The following is a 17,186-nucleotide window of genomic DNA, read 5'->3' as shown; positions in this document are numbered from 1 at the left end:
CTCCTAGGTCTGCCCTCTCCTTCGTAAGGCAACGAGGTGGTTCGGCTTTGGTTGCACGCTCGCAAACGACGCCGCGTCGGCTGGAACCAAACGGCGGCTCTGAGGTTGGTTGCCCAAAGGAGATCGCGCCATGATCCGTCTGCTCATTACCGGCCTTTTCGCTTACGCGACCTATCGCATCGCCAAGGAGATCATCAAGGACGTGCCCGACAATTTCGATCCGTTGCCGGTGCCTGGCGACGAACGCGCCGCCTTGCGGCGCCAGTCGGCGGCAACGGGTGTCGCGCCACGGCGGTAAGGGCGACTTCCGCCCGTTGCGAACAAAGCGGAAACGATGCTTGATAGGCGATGACCATCGCCATCAATGATTCGTCCTTGCAGCCCGCCTATCTGGCGAAGCTCAACGCCGAGCAGCGGCTCGCCGTCGAACATGGCGACGGCCAGATCGCCGGGCCGCTGCTGGTGATCGCCGGCGCCGGCTCCGGCAAGACCAACACGCTCGCCCACAGGGTTGCGCATCTGATCGTCAAGGGGGCTGATCCCAGACGCATTCTGCTTATGACATTCTCGCGCCGCGCCGCCACCGAAATGGCTAGGCGGGTCGAACGCATCGCCGGCGAGGTGCTGGGCCGAGACGCGTCCGTCATCGCCGATGCGCTGGCCTGGGCCGGCACGTTTCACGGCATCGGCGCCAGGCTGCTGCGTGACTATGCGCTGACGATCGGCCTCGACCCCGCCTTTACCATCCATGACCGCGAGGATTCCGCCGACCTGATGAATCTTGCCCGGCATGAGCTTGGATTCTCGAAGACCGAAAGCCGGTTTCCGACCAAGGGCACCTGCCTGGCGATTTATTCGCGCGCAGTAAACGCGCAAGCGCCGCTCGGCGAGGTGCTGGGTTCGGCCTTTCCCTGGTGTGCCGGCTGGACCGAACAACTGAAGGCGCTGTTCGCCCGATATGTCGAAGCCAAGCAGGCGCAGAACGTGCTCGATTACGACGACCTCCTGCTCTACTGGGCGCAGATGGCCGCCGAGCCGGAGATCGCGGCGCATCTCGGCTCGCGTTTCGACTATGTGCTGGTCGACGAATACCAGGACACCAACCGGCTGCAGGCCTCGATCCTTTCGGCGCTGAAGCCGGACGGCGCCGGACTGACGGTGGTGGGCGACGACGCGCAGTCGATCTATTCGTTTCGCGCCGCGGACGTGCGCAACATCCTCGATTTCCCGCAACAATTCGCGCGAGCCGCCGATGTCATCATGCTGGAGCGCAACTACCGCTCGACCGAGACCATTTTGGCGGCAGCCAATGCGGTCATCTCGGAGGCATCGGAGCGCTTCACCAAGAAGCTCTGGTCGGAGCGCAAATCCTCGCAAAGGCCGAAACTGGTCAGCGTGCGCGACGAGGCCGAGCAGGCGAACTATGTCTGCCAGGCCATCCTTGCCGAGCGCGAGGCCGGCACGGTGCTGAAATCGCAGGCGGTGCTGTTTCGCGCCTCGCACCACAGCGGCCCGCTGGAGATCGAATTGACGCGCCGCAACATCCCCTTCGTCAAGTTCGGCGGGCTGAAATTCCTCGACGCCGCCCATGTCAAGGATGTGCTTTCGGTGCTGCGTTTTGCCGAGAACCCGCGCGACCGCGTCGCCGGCTTCCGCGTGCTGCAGCTCCTGCCCGGCATCGGCCCTTCGGCGGCGAGCACCATCGTCGAGACCATGGCGACATCGCTCGACGAGGAAATGGGGCTGGCCCGCTACCGGCCGCCGCAACGCGCGGCTGAGGACTGGCCGGCCTTCGTTGCGCTTTATTCCGGCCTGCGCGCCCGGTCGGGGAAATGGCCGGCCGATCTCGAACAGGTCAGGCTGTGGTACGAGCCGCATCTCGAGCGCATGCACGATGATGCAACGACGCGGCGGGCCGACCTCATGCAGCTCGAGCAGATCGGTTCCGGCTATGCTTCGCGCGAGCGCTTCCTGACCGAGCTGACGCTGGATCCACCGGATGCGACCAGCGACCAGGCCGGGCCGCCGCACCGCGACGAGGACTATCTGATCCTGTCGACCATCCATTCGGCCAAGGGCCAGGAATGGAAGAACGTCTTCGTGCTCAACACCGTCGATGGCTGCATCCCGGCCGATCTCGGCGTCGGCACCAAGGAGGACATCGAGGAGGAGCGCCGGCTGCTTTACGTCGCGATGACGCGGGCCAAGGACGGCCTGCATCTGGTGACGCCGCAGCGCTTCTTCACCCACGGCCAGGCAGCGCGCGGCGACCGCCACGTCTATGCCTCGCGAACCCGTTTCATCCCGGCCTCGATCCTCGGCGCCTTCGAGCAGACGTCGTGGGCGAGCGTCCACGCCAAGGACGATCCGCGCCACAGACCTGAAGTCCGCGTCGACCTCGGCGCCCGCATGCGCGGCATGTGGAAATAGCCGCAACCGCGAATGCCGGCAGGGAGCGACCTCAAGAGCAAATCGTCCTGTCATGGCATCTCTCAGGGAACCTCGGGCCGCCAGCCGCGTTTTCTGGCGTCCAACCCGCGATCGGAGGGCGGCGGCCGCCGCCCTTCCGCCCATCCAGAGAGGCCAGAATGCACGACGCGATGTTCTTCACCCCGGTTGCCGTTAGCGTTGGCGCCGGCCACAAACGCATGCTCGCCTCGCTGTTCGAGATGCATGATTTCCTGACCGAATTTCCGCCGTCACGCCGGCGCCTGAGCTATGGCGCGGCCGTGAGGGCCTGCGAGGCGGCACGCGCCGGCGAAATCTCGACCGAGGCCGCACGCGATGCCCTGATCACCTTTGCAGTCACGGCAGGCATCCTCTGGCCCGCGGTCCAGCCGGCCGTCTCGGTCAAGCCGGTCGCACACGGTTATGGCGGCTACGCCGTCTGAGACGGCCGGGACCGGGCCTGCCCAGCAAAAAGATCACTCGGACTTGCCGGCAGACGTCGGCGAGGCCTGTGCCAGCCTTGCCGACGGGGCGGTCTGTTCGGTGTTGCCGACAAAGAGTTGATCGCCGACAAAGGGATAGGCAAGCTGCCGATGATAGAGCGAGGGAACCGGGTCATCGGTGCCGTATTTCTGCGGCATCCTGTCGGGCATGAACAATGTGCCTCCCAGCATGTCGAGCAAAGGCAGCTGCCCGGCGAAATTCTTGTCCCAGGCTTCGCGCTCATTGGCATGATGCCAGTGATGAAATCGCGGTGACGCCAGCAGGCATTTCAACGGTCCGACCGTGATGCGCGTGTTCGAATGGATGAACAGCGACTGCCATTGATAGATCACTGTGAAGACCAGTATGGCGGGGTTCGAAAAATCGAGAGCGAAGACCGGCAGGAACGACGCCGATTTGGTCAGGATCTGGTCGACAGGATGGACGCGGTGCGCTGCCAGCCAATCCATCTCCTATGACCGGCACCGCCTTGAGGCACCCTGCCCTCGTTGGGCCGAAGATCAGCTCGCCAGAGATTAATGCTAAGAGATGAACGGATTGCTGACGGCGGCTGGCGGCTGCTTATCGCCAGAAAAATCGAGATTTTGGTTGTATAACGATATTCTCCACCGCTTTCGTGTAACATCGTGGTTATCGCGAAGTCGTTCTCAGAAGCGGTAGTTTTACCTGCGCCACGGAAACAAATATGTTGGCCGCCGCTGCACCAAAACTTGGGCGCAATTTTCAATTTTTGCTTTACGAAAACTCGCACCCCACGTAGATCAATTCTTGATGTACATAACTCTCAGAGCATATTGTGCGATCAAGCTTTGAGGGCTAACGTGCCTTGGTGAACCGGGAGGACGATCAAGCGACCTGTGCGCTGAACACGTTATTTAGCAGAAACCAGCAACTATATCAGCATAGGAATGGGTGGGGCGTTGCAGAATACACAGGGTATATTGACGTACCGACTGGGCAGCCTTTTGAATAGAGCCAATCTTGGCTCTCTGTTCACAGCAGCCGGTCGACCCGGTTTTCGACAGCTTTTTGCTTTTCGAAAACAGCCTGACCTCGACACGACCAATTCGCTGAGTTTTGCGGCACCGCCTCCCGAAGCGCCACCTTCCGAAGCACCGCCTCCCGAAGAATCGTCTGCGGAGCCACCGCATGCCGAAGCACCGCATGCCGAAAAATTTGTCCATTTGATCGACAATCTGTGGTGCGATACGTATGGCGTGTTCGTAAAAGGCTGGGCCCATGCTTGGGACCTCCCGATCACGGTGATGCGGCTGAAGAGCGGGGATTTTCGGGTAGAGGTTTCGGACTTCCACGACCGATCCGACTTGGCGACCTTCTTCCCATCACTGCATTCAATGAAATGCGGCTTCTCGGCCTACTTGGCCTGCAGTCCCTTCCGGCCGGTGGTTTTGGAAATCGAGACCGTCGATGGCTCGGCGGAATTCGAAATCTCCGCACTTTCGGCCAATCATCCTGTCAATACTGTCCTTCCCGAGCCGATGTTCACGCAACGGCGCTTTGCCGATGAGATGAAGAGGACCGGTGGTGTCGTCGTGGAAATCGGTGCGCGTGTCGTGGGGCCGTCATCTTCGCTACAGGCAGGGCAGTTCCAGCCCGAGTGCAAGTTCATCGGTGTCGACATTCATGAAGCGCCAGGCGTCGACGTTGTGGCAGACGCACATTTCCTGGGTGAGCATTTCGAGCCCGGCTCAATAGACGGAATATTCTCTTATGCGGTGATGGAGCATCTTAGTTGTCCGTGGCTGCTGGCGGCGCAAATCAACAGGGTGCTGAAGGTCGGAGGCCTGACCCTGCACTCGGTGCCTCAAGCCTTTCCAGTCCATGAAATGCCCAACGATTTCTGGCGGATTTCGAGCGAAGGCTTGAAAGTCCTGTTCGCACCTGAGATGGGCTTCGAGATCCTCGAAGTCGGAATGACGACGCCGGTCAAAATGTATGTGCACCCGGCGTTCCGGGAAGGTCCCATGCTCGAATTTGCGCTCCACGATGGAATGGCGGCGTCCTATGTCCTGGCGCGCAAGACTTTCGATCTTCCGGATGGTGCGGTTTCCTGGCCGCTCCAGCGCAGCGATTCCATGGACCACAGCAAAGCCTATCCGAAGCACTGATCACACCGATGCCAGAGAGGGGATTCATAAACTTCGACTGCCCACCGGCCCCGGCGGAATTCGTTTGCCCAGCGTGTGGTGGCGCCAATGCCAAGGCAAAAGTTCTGAGCGCCGGCACGATGTCGCTTTACCGATGCGATCAATGTGCGTCGCTGATTTATCACCCGTTCCCATCAATCGACTATACGGAACACACCAACCCGTTGGGTATCCGCAACTACGTTGAAATGAACGCCTCCATCGACACTGTCGCGCGGAACATTCTCAGGGTCGTTCCAGAAGGTCGAGTCGGCAGAGTCGTCGATATCGGTTGCGGTTTCGGCTTTGCCCTGGATGCCGTTCGCACCATCGCCGGCTGGGAGGCCAAGGGCTTCGAGCCTTCACAGTATGGTGGCGCGGGGCGGGATCAACTCGGCCTCGATATCGTCCGCGATTTTGCGCCGCTGAACGCCAATCCACAATATCTGTACGATGTGGTGCATTGCTCGGAGGTAATCGAGCACATTCACGATGTGACCGGCTTTCTGGCAATCCTTAAATCGTATTTGGCCGAGGACGGGGTGATTGTCCTGACCACGCCCAATCCCGAGCGGATCAATCCTGCCACTGAACAATCCACCCTTCTGGCTCTGCTGTCACCTGGAGCTCACACGATCGTCTTTAGCGCTGAAGCGCTGACACGGCTGTTCGATGAAGCGGGATTGCCATTCGTATCCGTCGACAAAAGCGCAGACAGCACCTTGTTCTATGCATCGCGCAAACCGATCGAATTCCAACCCACCGAAAGTTGGCAGAGTAAGATCCTTTGGTATCTGGAGAATGCGGTTTCGCGCGCCACTCCTGGTTCTTCGTTGGCAATCGGCTTGCGCTATCGCCTTTTTCGCGGGGCCATCGATCACGGCAAGTACGAACTGGCGGAAAAGAGCTTCGCTTCAATTCTTGCTGATGCGCGGCCCAGACTGGATGACATAAACACGTTGGCGGAGTTTGCCGACCGGTGGCCGCTTTGCATAGCGGCTTCGACCTACTATCGCGGAATGCTGCTGCTCATCCACAAGGGCGACTACCTGCACGCGGCCGAGCATCTCTGTGCGGCACATCTGCTGTGCCGGAAAAAGCTGTCAATCGATTCCTCGGTAGCGGGCGTCGAAGCCGATTTAATCTGGCGGGCGAAGTATCACGAAGCGCTTTCGTTAAAATATGCAGGCCAGAACCGTCGTGCTCTCTCTGTTCTTCGGGCATTCGAAGAGAATGATTTATCGGTGAAAGTACCGCCAAACCTCATTCCGGATGTCGAAAACCTTAGGATCGATCTTACAAGCTTACTTCCTCGATGTGAAACCCTAAATGCTTGAGTTATTCGGTTCTTGGCCACCGTGAAGGTTTTTATTAGATGAAACGATCGATCGTTGCCTGCATACCGCTCTACAATGGTCGAAATTTCATTGGAGCGTCGCTGAAAAGCGTGCTCGAGCAAACTCGTCCGCCAGATGAGGTAATCATTGTCGACGATGGTTCCACCGACGGTGGTGCTGAAGTCGCTCGGGAAGTTGCCCGGGGCGACAACCGGGTATGTGTCCTGGCGAAAGAGAACGGCGGTCAATCGTCGGCCCGCAATATGGGCGTCCGCAACTCCAAAAGCGACCTGATCGCTTTTCTTGACCAAGACGACTGGTGGTACCCAAAGCATCTCGAGACTTTGGAAGCTGCGGCAGGGCCTGAGCCTCAGGTAGGTCCATTCGGATGGGTCTACAGTGACCTTGACGAATACGATCGGGATGGAAATTTAGTGGTTCGGCAGATGCTCAAGCGACTTGGTTCAGAACATCCGAAACGAACGATCTTCAACTGCCTGTCCCAGAACATGTATGTCCTCCCGTCTGCCTCCCTCATCTCTCGCGAAGCGTTCGAGGCGGTAGGTGGATTTGACGAGCGGCTTTCCGGCTACGAGGACGACGATCTTTTTCTGCGGCTGTTCAGGGCGGGCTACACCAACAGGTTTCTGAGAGAGGCCTTGTCCGCGTGGCGCATTCATGGTGACTCCGCGTCATATAGCGCAAGAATGGCTAGGTCGGCTCTAATCTACGCAGACAAACTTCTGGTGGCATTTCCTGACGATGTTCCCTTGCGACGCTACTACGCCAGAGACCTGATAACGCCGCGTTTCTTTCGCAGTGCGGCTGGCACCTACCGGATTGCAGGCCAGTGCGGAAGCGCTGAACTGCTGATGCCGGCACTTGCGCTTATCGACAGGATCACGCCGACGATGAGGATCAGGCGATGGCTGATCATGCGGGCGATACGGCCTTTCCTCGGCAGCCACTTGGTTGCGAAACTGGCATCTTTGGAATTTACACGTAGCTTTGTAAGCCGGGTTCTCGCAATTTAGCGGCGTCTGGCAATAGCCTGTCCGACTATGCAAGTTGGCTTCGGCGCATTCCCCACGCGACGGCCAGCAAGTAATTGCTCCCCACTCCCGGTCTCCAGTCTGGCTGCGTTGTCGCGCCGGGCATGGCAGCGCGGCTCTCGCGAGATATTGGTATTGGGGTCGATTTCAGATGCTGGGAGACGGATTTCTACACAGATACTTTCTCAATAATGGAGGAAAGCGGCTTCATAAGTGGTTCCATTATTTCGATATCTACGAGCGCCATTTCGAACGCTTCAGAAACAGAGCGCCAACGATTCTCGAGATAGGCGTGTCCGGAGGCGGCTCCCTTCAGATGTGGAAGGCTTACTTCGGCCACGGCGCTCGCGTAATTGGCATCGATATCGATCCGATCTGCAAAGCGCATGACGAAGTCGGCATAGAGATATTCACTGGCAGCCAAGACGATCCGGCGCTGATCAACCAGATCATCGACAGATATGATGCCTTCGACATCATCATCGATGACGGAAGTCATATCATGCGACACGTAATGAAGAGCTTTGAGCTGCTGTATGACAAGGTCGACCCTCATGGCGTTTACCTCGTCGAGGATCTTCATACTGCGTATTGGGATGAGTATGAGGGCGGCCTGAAGCGAGCCGGGACTTTCATGGAGTTCGTCAAGGACAAGCTTGATGAGATAAACGCGGCACACGCAAGAGGCGCGATCCCCGTCTCTACCTTCACCCGATCGACAGCCTGTATCGCCGTCTACGACAGCGTGGTCGTGTTCGAAAAACGGCCGCAAGGCACCCGCCAAACCTCCATAACGACAGGAATGGGATATGCTGAACAGGAATGAGTTGCTGTTTTCATTATTCGATCCGAGCGGCTTCGGCCTGGAAATCGGACCAAGCTACAATCCTCTTTTGCCAAAGCGCCGTGGCTACAATGTCGAAATCGTCGACCATGCCGACGCCGCCAGCCTGCGCGAGAAATATCGCGACGATGCATCAAAGATCGAAGAGGTCGACTATGTCTCGGACGGCCGCACTCTGCTCGAGACTATCGGCTATGAGCAACGATACGATTTCATCTTTGCCTCGCATGTGATCGAACATGTCACCGACATCGTTCGTTTCCTCCAAGACTGCGAAACACTGCTGAAACCCGGGGGACGGCTTGTGCTGGCGGTACCAGACAAGCGCTTTTGCTTCGATGCGCTACGGCCGCTGTCCACTGTCGGTCAGACGCTGCAGGCCCATGCGGAAAAGCGCAAACGCCACACGCCGGGAATTCTGTTTGACCAGGTTTCGTATGTTTGCACCAAGGCCAAACAGACCGTCTGGCTCGAGCCGACCTTTGACGATGTCGCCTTCCTGCAAAGCGACGAAGAGGCAAAAAGCATGTTCGAAGCCGTTCAGGTAGACACGGCCTATTACGATGCTCACGCGTGGCAGTTCACGCCGGCCTCGTTCCGATTTCTGATCAAGAAACTTCGTTCGCTCGGATACATCAAGTCGGGGGAACTTGCGTTTCACAAGAATGAACCGGGTCAGTTACACCTGCATGAGTTTTATATCAGTCTCTCGAAGAACGCCCCTGTCCTGCATGATTCCGATGTCGATCTGCTCAAGGAGGCGGAGCGGGAGCTGCGCGAAGTTGCCGTAAGCCGGGATGAGCTAAGCTTGCAGATCGCGGCCGCACACCAACAAATCCAGAGTCTCATTGCAACGAACCAGGCCCTGCTGAAATCGACATCCTGGAAGATAACCGCCCCGCTACGCTATGTCAGATCGGTGTTCCTGTAACACCACGCACGCCATGCAGGCTCACCCTCAATGCAACGTCGGATCACCGGCGAGCAGGCCGCGCGGCCCGGTCGTTTCGAAACTGACCTGGTCGCGGCCGTTGGATTTGGCCTTGTAGAGGTGCCGGTCGGCCGTCAGGAACATGTCGGCATAGGTGGTGGGTCCGCTGAAGGCGACGCCACCGATGCTCACCGAGAGGGGACAGGGCCGTCCATCCGGGGCAAACTCGACCTCGCGGATGCGCCGCCGGATCCCCTCGGCAACCAGCCAGGACTGCGACGGGTCGGCGCCAGGCAGGAAGATGGCGAACTCCTCGCCGCCGATGCGCCCGACGATGTCGGCGCCGCGCAGCTGGGCCTTGATCGTCTGCGCAATCAGCTTGAGCGCCTGATCGCCGCAATCGTGGCCCAATCGATCGTTAATGGTCTTGAAATGATCGGCGTCGACGATCAGCAGGGCGCCGGCATCGACGACGGCCTGGCTGCGCGCCTGTTCGAGATAGGCCTCGACCAGCATCGAAAACGCGCCGCGGTTGAACACCGCGGTCAGGCTGTCGGTCGCCGCGACGATGCTCAGATTCTTCTGGGCGATCGCCAGCTGGCGCATCTTGTACATCAGGAAAGAGAAGAACGATCCACCCAGCACGAGCGGCAGCAACAGGTCGGTGAGCTGCGCCCAGCGCAACGCTTCGGGCGACAGCGACGGAAAATTGTAGGAATCGACAAGGAAGGCCGCCGCGATACAGATCGCCGTGCCGACAACCGTGACTGCTATGACCCTGCCCAAGCTCGTGGGCGAAAGATCGACCCGCATGCCATTTCTCCCACTGTGTTCGCCATTTTGCAGCGGGAACACAAATGAAACCCTAAAATCTTACCTGCAATTCGAATGTGGTTAACCAGAACAATTCCAGGAAAGTGTGAGCAGCTTTCCCGGGAGAAGCGCGTGGGCGCTTTCCCTGAGAATTACCAAGACAAAGGGATAGCGCGTTTCACCGTTTCCGTTAAACGATAAAACGCTCCGGCAATCGAAAGGCGCGATCGGTTGCCTTGTGAGTGGCGACAAAAAGCCCGCCACTTGCGCGGCGGGCTTTCCGACTGGCCGGAGGCTTCTCGTCAGCGCATGTCCCTCGGGAAGTCTGGGCCATGCGGTAGGAGAGTGCCGTAAAGCCTCACGGCTGGCTCGACACTCCCGGCGAAACCTGTCTCAGCGACGCGAGATCATAAGGCATAGCTGCCGCAGATCGCTGTCGTAGGTGCCCTCGCTGGCGAGCACATCGACGCAGCGCTTCTTCATACGTGTCAGCTGGCTGTTCGACATGCTGGCGACGACACCGGGTGTCCCAGGGGTGCCTGGTGTTCCAGGAGTTCCTGGAGTGCCGGGGGTACCGGGCGTACCGGGCGTGCCCGGCGTTCCGCCAATGCCGACGCCGACACCGACGTTGATGCCGCTGCCGACGTTGACGCCGACACCGGCCTTGATACCTCCGCTGCCGCCGACCGTGGCCCCAACACCGGCCTTGATGCCACCGGCTCCGCCGACCGTCGCGCCAGCGCCGGCCTTGATGCCGCTGCTACCGCCGACTGAGGCGCCGAGGCCCGCAGTAACGCCGCTATTGCCGCCGACCGTTGCGCCAGCACCCGCCTTGATACCGCCGCTGCCGCCAACCGAGGCGCCGGCACCGGCCTTGACCCCGCCGCTGCCGCCGATCGAAGCGCCAACACCGGCATTGATGCCGCCAGCACCGCCGATAGATGCGCCGACACCGACGCCAATTCCGCCGCCTGCATTCGCGGGAGCGGCAAAAATGACGATAATTGCACCCGCCGCCAGTGTTCTAGCGATTTTTTGAGTGATATTAACCATGACACTCTCCTTGTTGCCGTTCTGCTTTGTGCATTGCAACATGCCAGCAAACCAAAGCAGACATATGCTTATGCACTCACAGCTACGCACGAGTCTTCCTTATAGTTTCTTTATTTTTTCCAAGAATAAGGATTGTAGTTCTCAAGGCGTGCACTGGTCTGCTAAAAAAAAATATGTTTTTGCTTCAACATTTAAACTTTGTTTAATTCTCTAAACAGAAATTCCACCGGAGTTGGAGCGGGTTGTGGCTGCGGCGGCCTGGAGCCGAAGGCCCACAAAAGGCGGGCCACTGACAGCCCAGCCATCTGGCCCAGTCACCGGGCAGCGTTGTGCCGACAGGGTCCTCAAACCCGGCTTGGATCCAGAGCTGGTGCCGGGCATCGACGGCCGCGCAAATGCACCGGTTAACGCTCCCGTGCGTTTAAACGGGAAGCGCGGTCAGGAGATCAGGCGTAGGCGCGGCCTTCGTCGGTGCGTTGGAAAAACGCCAGGTCGAGCTGCACCGAAGGCCGGCCGAGAATGGTCAGGATGGTATGCGCCTGGCCGCGGTGATGGGTCTGGTGGTTGAAGACGTGTCCCAGCGCCGGCGCCAGCCGCTGCGAGACGGTGCGCATGTCGGAAACGGTCATGTAGGAGAAGCGGCCGGACAAAGCCTTTTCGGTCAAACCGCCGACCCAGTCGACGATCCGCCTGTCCTCGGCCTCACGCGCCAGCTTTAGACCAGGCAATGCGCGGTGCAGGATGGCGTCGAGCTTTGCCGGCGCGTCGCCCTCGCCGGTGAAGCGTTTCATCCAGATGCGGTCGGTGGCCAGCAGATGGTTGAGCGTGCCCATCATCGAGCCGAAAAATGCGCCGACATCGCGATTGAACTCTTCTTCGTCAAGTGCGGCGACGGCATCGTAGATGCGGCCATTGGCCCATTGATTGTAGGCCGCGAACATCATGAAATGCTGTTTCATCTTTTTCCCGCCGACGAGTTCCGCTTCAGCCGCAGGCGCCTAATTAGACCGCGAGGACGCAGCCGCCAATGACCATTCTGTTCTATGAACTCGCCGGACACGACGCGACCCGTCCGTTCAGCCCGCCTTGCTGGAAGGAGGCGGCGGCCGCAGCTTAGGGAATAGGCAGTAGGCAATAGGGTCTGAGGGCTGTACTGCCTACTGCCTACTGCCTACTGCCTACTGCCTACTGCCTCTTCCCCACACAAGTCTCCTGATCGCCATGCCACCACCCCCCGATTTCACCGATGATTTTCGCGCCGGGCTGGTCACGTTGCTGCGCTGGCGCCGGGATGTGCGGCGCTTCGAGCGGACGGCTTTGCCCGAGGGTACGCTGGAGCGGCTGCTGGAGCTTGCCAGCATCGCGCCGTCCGTCGGTCTCAGCCAGCCGTGGCGCTTCGTGGTGGTCGAGAGCGCCGAGCGGCGGGGCGCGGTGAGAGACTGTTTCGAGCGGTGCAATGCCGAAGCTCTTGAATGCTTTTCAGGCGAGCGCGCCGCTCTCTATGCCCGGCTGAAGCTCGCCGGTCTCAATGAAGCGCCCTGCCAGTTCGCGGTTTTCGCCGACCGCACGACGCAACAGGGCCATGGGCTCGGCCGCATGACGATGCCGGCGACCATCGACTATTCGGCCGTCATGGCGGTGCACACGCTGTGGCTGGCGGCGCGGGCGGAAGGCATCGGCATGGGCTGGGTGTCGATCCTCGACGCCGCCGAGATGGCCGCAATCCTGGACACCCCGCCTGAGTGGACGCTGATCGGCTATTTCTGCCTCGGCTATGCCAGCGAGGAGCATGATCTGCCGACACTGGAACGCGAAGGCTGGGAGCGGCGGCGGCAGCCGGTGGTGATCAGGCGGTAAAGCTGCCCATCACTTCGTCTCTTCCTTGGCGATGAGCTTGACGCAGATCGGGTCGCCCTTCGGCATCGGAGTGCACTGCCATCCAGGCCCGAAACCGAAATTCGTATCTGTGCGGCGACCCGAAAAGAGCAGCAGAACAAGGCCCACGGCAGCCAAGATGCCGATAATCCAAAGGCTCCCTTTTATGTCGCCCGGTCTGAGGTGGAGGTGGGGCCAGCGCGTCCCGTCAAACATGGTCCGATGTCTTTCCGTTCCGCTGATTTCCGTTCGAAACCGTGCGTGCCTGCGCAATCACCATTTTCCCGCAAGCCTTGCCTTTGACCAGAGCGTTGCGAACAGCCATGCTGGCGGTCGCGGCCGAATAACGCTGCCGGGGCGCGTCCCCTTGGCAATGGGCCGGGCGGCTTGTATAGAGCCCGCCACTCCACATTCCGATCTCAAGACTTTCCATCTCAAGACAAGGACGACCCCATGGCGCTCGAACGCACCTTTTCCATGATCAAGCCGGACGCGACCCGGCGCAATCTTACCGGCGCCATCACCAGGATGCTGGAAGAGGCCGGCCTGCGCGTCGTCGCCTCACGTCGCGTGTGGATGAGCCGCCGCGAGGCCGAAGGCTTTTACGCCGTCCACAAGGATCGTCCGTTCTTCGGCGAACTGGTGGAATTCATGTCGTCGGCGCCGACCATCGTGCAAGTTCTGGAAGGCGAAAACGCCATTGCCAGGAACCGCGAAGTTATGGGCGCGACCAACCCCGCCAACGCCGCCGAAGGCACCATCCGCAAGGTGCACGCGCTGTCGATCGGCGAGAATTCCGTGCACGGCTCCGACGCGCCGGAAACCGCCGCGCAGGAGATCAAGTACTGGTTCTCCGACACCGAGATCGTCGGCTGAGCCGACGCGAACCAATGTATGCAAGAGGCCGGCACTTCGCCGGCCTTTTTCTTTGGTCAGGTCCCGGCTTCGGCTTCATGCCGCTTTCAACGGATGAGCGGCGTGTCCCAGAGGTCGCCGAGCAGCGTTTTCAGCTCCGTGAAACGCTTCTCGCCCAGTTCCTCGGCCCATTCCCGCTCGACGTCGAGCAGGATGTCGGCCATCTTCTGGTATGCGGCGCGCCCGCGGTCGGTGAAGTGGACGACGGTCCCGCCGCTCTCATCGGGTGCCGCCGAGCGAGTGATATAACCCATCGCTTCCAGCGTCTTCAGCAGTTGATTCATGGCCTGCTTGCTCATCGCGGCGCGCTCGGCGAGCGCGCTCGGCCGAAGGCCATCCGGGCCGGGATATTGGATCACCGCCATATGCGGCGGGCTGAGGTCCTCGAAACCCGACGCCCTGAGATCCCTGATCAGCTTGCGGTGAATGGCCATGGCCGGAACGCGCAGCAGTGCACCGATCAGCGGTGGCTTCTTTGGCGGTGCTTCCGCGGATAATGGCATTGACACTCTGGTAAATCGAGTTTACTCATTTCGGTAAATTCAATTTACCACGTGGGAGGATGAAATGCTAGACAGAGCTAGCCAGATCAGCGTCAATCCGGCCGACGAGACAATCAGCCATGGCGGCCTTGCCGTGCGCTTCCTGCTTACCGGCGACCAGTCGAACGGCAGCATCGCCGCCTTCGAACTGACGGTCGCCGGCTCGCAGCGCCTGCCCGCCCCGGCGCACAGCCACGATCACTATGAAGAGACGATGTACGGGATCGAAGGCGTGCTGACGCTGACCGTCGACGGACACCGGCACGATATCGGGCCTAGGCAGGCGCTGTGCATTCCGCGCGGCGCGGTCCATCGCTTCGACAACGACACCGCCGCGACCGCCAAGGTGCTGTGCGTGGTGACACCGGCGGCGATCGGCCCGGAATATTTTCGCGAGGCCTTCGCCATCTTCAGCACTGGCGGCCCGCCAGACCGCACCAGGCTGATGGACCTGATGCGCCGGTTCGGCCTGACGCCGGCGCCCCCGCCGCCGCAGTCTTGATTCTTAGCTCGCTGCGTTGAAGCGCAAGATATCGTGGCCGTCCTTGTCGGCGATGATCAGCTTGCCGCCATCGACACGGTATGACGCCGCCTTGGCGAGCGCCTCGAACAGCGCCTTTTCCTCGGCCATGATCTCCGGCGCGCAGGCCTTGTAGGTCGAGCCGATGTCGCTGATGACGATGGTCTCGCCATCGACCTTGGCGGTGGCGAAATAGGCGTTGCACGGGCCGCTGCCGCCCGCCTTGCCGGCTTCGCTGACCCGGAACGTCGCCTGCGGCTCCGAAATCACGCCGATACCGTCGATATATTCGACTAGCCAGCTCTGGCCGAACAGCGAGGCCGAGGTCGGCTTGTCGCTCGGCGCCACCATTTTCAGCACAATGGCCTGCGGCGCCTCGCTGAGCGGATCGACCTGATAGCGCGAGTCCGTGACGAACAGCAGCTTGTCGTCGGCGATGATGCGCGCCTGCAGCGCATAGGTCATGTTGGGCCGGATCACCGTTGGATCGAAGCTGATCTCGAACTTGATCGGCACCTGGCCGGCCGGCGCTACCTTGCGCTCGCCGACAATGGCGGCCGGCGCATCGGCCAGCGATACATCGGCAAGTTGAACCGACAGCACGGCGTTGGGCGGCAGCGCGATGCGCTCGCGATACATCACCTCGCCCTTCAGGGTTTTCTCGGCGGCGACGGAAGGCTCGGGAACGGCCAGAACGCCGATAACCAGCGGCACAAAACCGAAGACGAAGAATTCGGCGATCCTGTCCAGCATGCCCTTGCTCCCTTTTTGCCGATGCGATTTGGCCAAGGGAATGCGGTCAATACATGGCTGCGCCGAGATTTATTCGGGCCGCGCCTTCCAGCGCGCCACAGCCTGGTCGTCGGCGTCCTTGGCCTCGACCCAGCCGCCATCGGTGCCGTCCACGCGGTGCTCCTTCTTCCAGAAGGGTGCACGCGATTTCAGGAAATCCATCAGGAAATTCGCCGCCTCGAACGCCGCCTGCCGGTGTGACGACGCCGCCACCACCAGCACGATGTTTTCGCCCGGTGCGATCTTGCCGTGGCGGTGGATGACAATCAGGCCTTGCAACGGCCAGCGCTGAAGTGCCTCGCGGGCGATGCGGGTGATTTCGGCCTCGGCCATGCCTGGATAGTGCTCGAGTTCCAGCGCCGACAGCTGGCCCTGCTCGTCGCGGCAAAGTCCTGAGAAGGACACTACGGCGCCGATGTCGGCGCGACCCCCGGTCAGTTTCGCGATCTCGGCGGCAACGTCGAAATCGTCGCGCTGGATGCGCACCGTCGGCGCGCCGGACATGGTGTCAGCCCCCGGTCATCGGCGGAAACAGCGCGATCTCGCGCGCGCCGGCTATCTTCTCGCGATGCTCGACATGTTCCTGGTTGATGGCGACGCGGATCACATCAGGATATTGCAGCGCGTGCTCATATTCCTCGCCACGCGATTTCAGCCAGCGCAGGAGGTCGGCCACCGTCTCGATACCGGCGGGCAGTTCGACATCCTCTTCCGGCTTGCCGATCCGTTCGCGCACCCAGGCGAAATAAATGAGCCGGGTGATCATCTCACTCGTCCATGATGTGCTTGAGGCCGGCGCGGAAATAGTCGTAGCCGGTGTAGAGCGTGACGAGGGCTGCGATCCACAGCAGCACCAGTCCGGTCTGCGTGGTCAGCGGGAAGATCTTGTCGCCGGCAGGCCCAGCCAGCAGGAAGGCGATGGCGACCATCTGGATGGCGGTCTTCCATTTGGCGAGCTGCGTCACCGGCACCGAGACTTTCAATGCCGCCAAATATTCGCGCAGCCCCGAAACCAGGATTTCGCGGCACAGGATGATGATTGCCGCCCACAACGACCAGCCTGCGATGCCGGCATGACGGTCGGTGTCGGCGGCGAGCAGCAGCAGGCAGGTGGCGACCAGCAGTTTATCGGCGATCGGATCCAGCATCTTGCCGATGTTGGACGTCTGCTGCCAGGCGCGCGCCAGATAGCCGTCGAGATAGTCGGTGATCGAAGCCAGCAGGAAGATGATCAACGCCGACCAGCGGGCGAAGTCGCTCGATTTCAGATGCCCCTCGAGAAAAAAGCACAGCACCACCAGTGGCACCGCGACGATGCGGGCATAGGTAAGCATGTTAGGCAGGTTGAACGCGCGCTTGGCCATATCTCAGGGACTCTTTCTGCCTGCGTACTCAAATCAGAACCGGATGTAG

The 17,186-nt window shown here is 60.4% G+C and carries 21 protein-coding genes; 11 read left to right on the top strand and 10 right to left on the bottom strand.

Features of this window, described 5'->3' with window-relative positions; genetic code table 11:
* The first annotated feature begins 130 nt into the window (after positions 1-130).
* The 3 genes from AC3EMP_RS14985 to AC3EMP_RS14975 all read left to right on the top strand — a co-directional run bounded on the left by AC3EMP_RS14985 (position 131) and on the right by AC3EMP_RS14975 (position 2,891).
* Positions 131-298, top strand: coding sequence for a hypothetical protein (locus tag AC3EMP_RS14985; RefSeq protein ID WP_023684745.1), 168 nt, complete (start codon positions 131-133; stop codon positions 296-298).
* A 50-nt stretch (positions 299-348) separates the two neighbouring features.
* A complete protein-coding gene (locus tag AC3EMP_RS14980; protein WP_352710005.1) occupies positions 349-2,430 on the top strand; it encodes an ATP-dependent helicase in 2,082 nt (693 codons plus the stop codon).
* Between the two features lie 158 nt (positions 2,431-2,588).
* A complete protein-coding gene (locus tag AC3EMP_RS14975) occupies positions 2,589-2,891 on the top strand; it encodes a DUF982 domain-containing protein (protein WP_023670262.1) in 303 nt (100 codons plus the stop codon).
* Positions 2,892-2,924: 33 nt separating this feature from the next.
* Here the strand turns inward: AC3EMP_RS14975 and AC3EMP_RS14970 are convergent, their stop codons facing one another.
* Positions 2,925-3,401, bottom strand: coding sequence for a sterol desaturase family protein (locus AC3EMP_RS14970; RefSeq protein ID WP_352710002.1), 477 nt, complete (start codon positions 3,399-3,401; stop codon positions 2,925-2,927).
* A gap of 471 nt (positions 3,402-3,872) precedes the next feature.
* Here AC3EMP_RS14970 and AC3EMP_RS14965 point away from each other — a divergent pair, with 471 nt between their 5' ends.
* The 5 genes from AC3EMP_RS14965 (at position 3,873) to AC3EMP_RS14945 (ending at position 9,263) form a co-directional block, all read left to right on the top strand.
* Positions 3,873-5,081 (top strand): methyltransferase domain-containing protein, encoded by a 1,209-nt coding sequence (locus AC3EMP_RS14965; protein WP_352710000.1) that lies wholly within the window; start codon positions 3,873-3,875, stop codon positions 5,079-5,081.
* A gap of 8 nt (positions 5,082-5,089) precedes the next feature.
* The gene (locus tag AC3EMP_RS14960) at positions 5,090-6,436 is read left to right on the top strand and encodes a class I SAM-dependent methyltransferase (RefSeq protein WP_352709997.1); all 1,347 of its coding nucleotides are present in this window, start codon (positions 5,090-5,092) and stop codon (positions 6,434-6,436) included.
* Positions 6,437-6,474: 38 nt separating this feature from the next.
* A complete protein-coding gene (locus AC3EMP_RS14955) occupies positions 6,475-7,470 on the top strand; it encodes a glycosyltransferase family 2 protein (protein WP_352709994.1) in 996 nt (331 codons plus the stop codon).
* Between the two features lie 169 nt (positions 7,471-7,639).
* The gene (locus tag AC3EMP_RS14950) at positions 7,640-8,314 is read left to right on the top strand and encodes a class I SAM-dependent methyltransferase (protein ID WP_023738637.1); all 675 of its coding nucleotides are present in this window, start codon (positions 7,640-7,642) and stop codon (positions 8,312-8,314) included.
* Positions 8,298-9,263, top strand: coding sequence for a class I SAM-dependent methyltransferase (locus tag AC3EMP_RS14945; RefSeq protein WP_023738636.1), 966 nt, complete (start codon positions 8,298-8,300; stop codon positions 9,261-9,263). The genes AC3EMP_RS14950 and AC3EMP_RS14945 overlap by 17 nt, the downstream gene beginning before the upstream one ends.
* Positions 9,264-9,290: 27 nt before the next feature.
* On the opposite strand, the gene AC3EMP_RS14940 is transcribed toward AC3EMP_RS14945, so the two are convergent.
* The 3 genes from AC3EMP_RS14940 to AC3EMP_RS14930 all read right to left on the bottom strand — a co-directional run bounded on the left by AC3EMP_RS14940 (position 9,291) and on the right by AC3EMP_RS14930 (position 12,088).
* Complete coding sequence (locus tag AC3EMP_RS14940; RefSeq protein WP_023711912.1) at positions 9,291-10,076, bottom strand: GGDEF domain-containing protein; 786 nt, start codon at positions 10,074-10,076, stop codon at positions 9,291-9,293.
* 393 nt (positions 10,077-10,469) lie between these two features.
* Positions 10,470-11,129: a hypothetical protein gene (locus tag AC3EMP_RS14935; RefSeq protein ID WP_023814918.1), complete on the bottom strand. Its 660-nt coding sequence runs from the start codon at positions 11,127-11,129 to the stop codon at positions 10,470-10,472.
* A 446-nt stretch (positions 11,130-11,575) separates the two neighbouring features.
* Entirely contained in the window at positions 11,576-12,088 is a 513-nt protein-coding gene (locus AC3EMP_RS14930) for a DinB family protein (RefSeq protein WP_023673440.1), read from the bottom strand.
* 262 nt (positions 12,089-12,350) lie between these two features.
* Here AC3EMP_RS14930 and bluB point away from each other — a divergent pair, with 262 nt between their 5' ends.
* Entirely contained in the window at positions 12,351-12,986 is a 636-nt protein-coding gene (gene bluB, locus AC3EMP_RS14925; protein ID WP_352462883.1) for a 5,6-dimethylbenzimidazole synthase, read from the top strand.
* 9 nt (positions 12,987-12,995) lie between these two features.
* On the opposite strand, the gene AC3EMP_RS14920 is transcribed toward bluB, so the two are convergent.
* Positions 12,996-13,220, bottom strand: a complete 225-nt coding sequence (locus AC3EMP_RS14920) for a hypothetical protein (RefSeq protein ID WP_023673442.1) — start codon at positions 13,218-13,220, stop codon at positions 12,996-12,998.
* A 237-nt stretch (positions 13,221-13,457) separates the two neighbouring features.
* On the opposite strand from AC3EMP_RS14920, the gene ndk reads away from it, so the two are divergent.
* Positions 13,458-13,880 (top strand): nucleoside-diphosphate kinase, encoded by a 423-nt coding sequence (gene ndk / locus AC3EMP_RS14915; RefSeq protein WP_023673443.1) that lies wholly within the window; start codon positions 13,458-13,460, stop codon positions 13,878-13,880.
* Positions 13,881-13,966: 86 nt separating this feature from the next.
* Here ndk and AC3EMP_RS14910 read toward each other — a convergent pair whose 3' ends face one another.
* Positions 13,967-14,422, bottom strand: a complete 456-nt coding sequence (locus tag AC3EMP_RS14910; protein ID WP_023673444.1) for a MarR family winged helix-turn-helix transcriptional regulator — start codon at positions 14,420-14,422, stop codon at positions 13,967-13,969.
* A gap of 64 nt (positions 14,423-14,486) precedes the next feature.
* Here AC3EMP_RS14910 and AC3EMP_RS14905 point away from each other — a divergent pair, with 64 nt between their 5' ends.
* Positions 14,487-14,963, top strand: a complete 477-nt coding sequence (locus tag AC3EMP_RS14905; RefSeq protein ID WP_023701902.1) for a cupin domain-containing protein — start codon at positions 14,487-14,489, stop codon at positions 14,961-14,963.
* A 3-nt stretch (positions 14,964-14,966) separates the two neighbouring features.
* Here AC3EMP_RS14905 and AC3EMP_RS14900 read toward each other — a convergent pair whose 3' ends face one another.
* The 4 genes from AC3EMP_RS14900 to pgsA all read right to left on the bottom strand — a co-directional run bounded on the left by AC3EMP_RS14900 (position 14,967) and on the right by pgsA (position 17,137).
* Entirely contained in the window at positions 14,967-15,734 is a 768-nt protein-coding gene (locus AC3EMP_RS14900) for a YbaY family lipoprotein (RefSeq protein ID WP_023727330.1), read from the bottom strand.
* A gap of 69 nt (positions 15,735-15,803) precedes the next feature.
* Positions 15,804-16,277 carry a molybdenum cofactor biosynthesis protein MoaE gene (locus tag AC3EMP_RS14895; RefSeq protein ID WP_352709990.1) on the bottom strand — a complete coding sequence of 158 codons (474 nt, stop codon included), beginning with the start codon at positions 16,275-16,277 and terminating at the stop codon, positions 15,804-15,806.
* A gap of 4 nt (positions 16,278-16,281) precedes the next feature.
* Complete coding sequence (gene moaD, locus AC3EMP_RS14890) at positions 16,282-16,539, bottom strand: molybdopterin converting factor subunit 1 (RefSeq protein WP_023673448.1); 258 nt, start codon at positions 16,537-16,539, stop codon at positions 16,282-16,284.
* A gap of 1 nt (position 16,540) precedes the next feature.
* Complete coding sequence (gene pgsA, locus AC3EMP_RS14885; RefSeq protein ID WP_023673449.1) at positions 16,541-17,137, bottom strand: CDP-diacylglycerol--glycerol-3-phosphate 3-phosphatidyltransferase; 597 nt, start codon at positions 17,135-17,137, stop codon at positions 16,541-16,543.
* Positions 17,138-17,186: the final 49 nt, after the last annotated feature.

The sequence above is a fragment of the Mesorhizobium sp. P160219 genome, assembly GCF_057786095.1.
The sequence above is the reverse complement of the archived record's forward strand: the minus strand, read 5'-3'. Positions and strand labels throughout refer to the sequence as shown.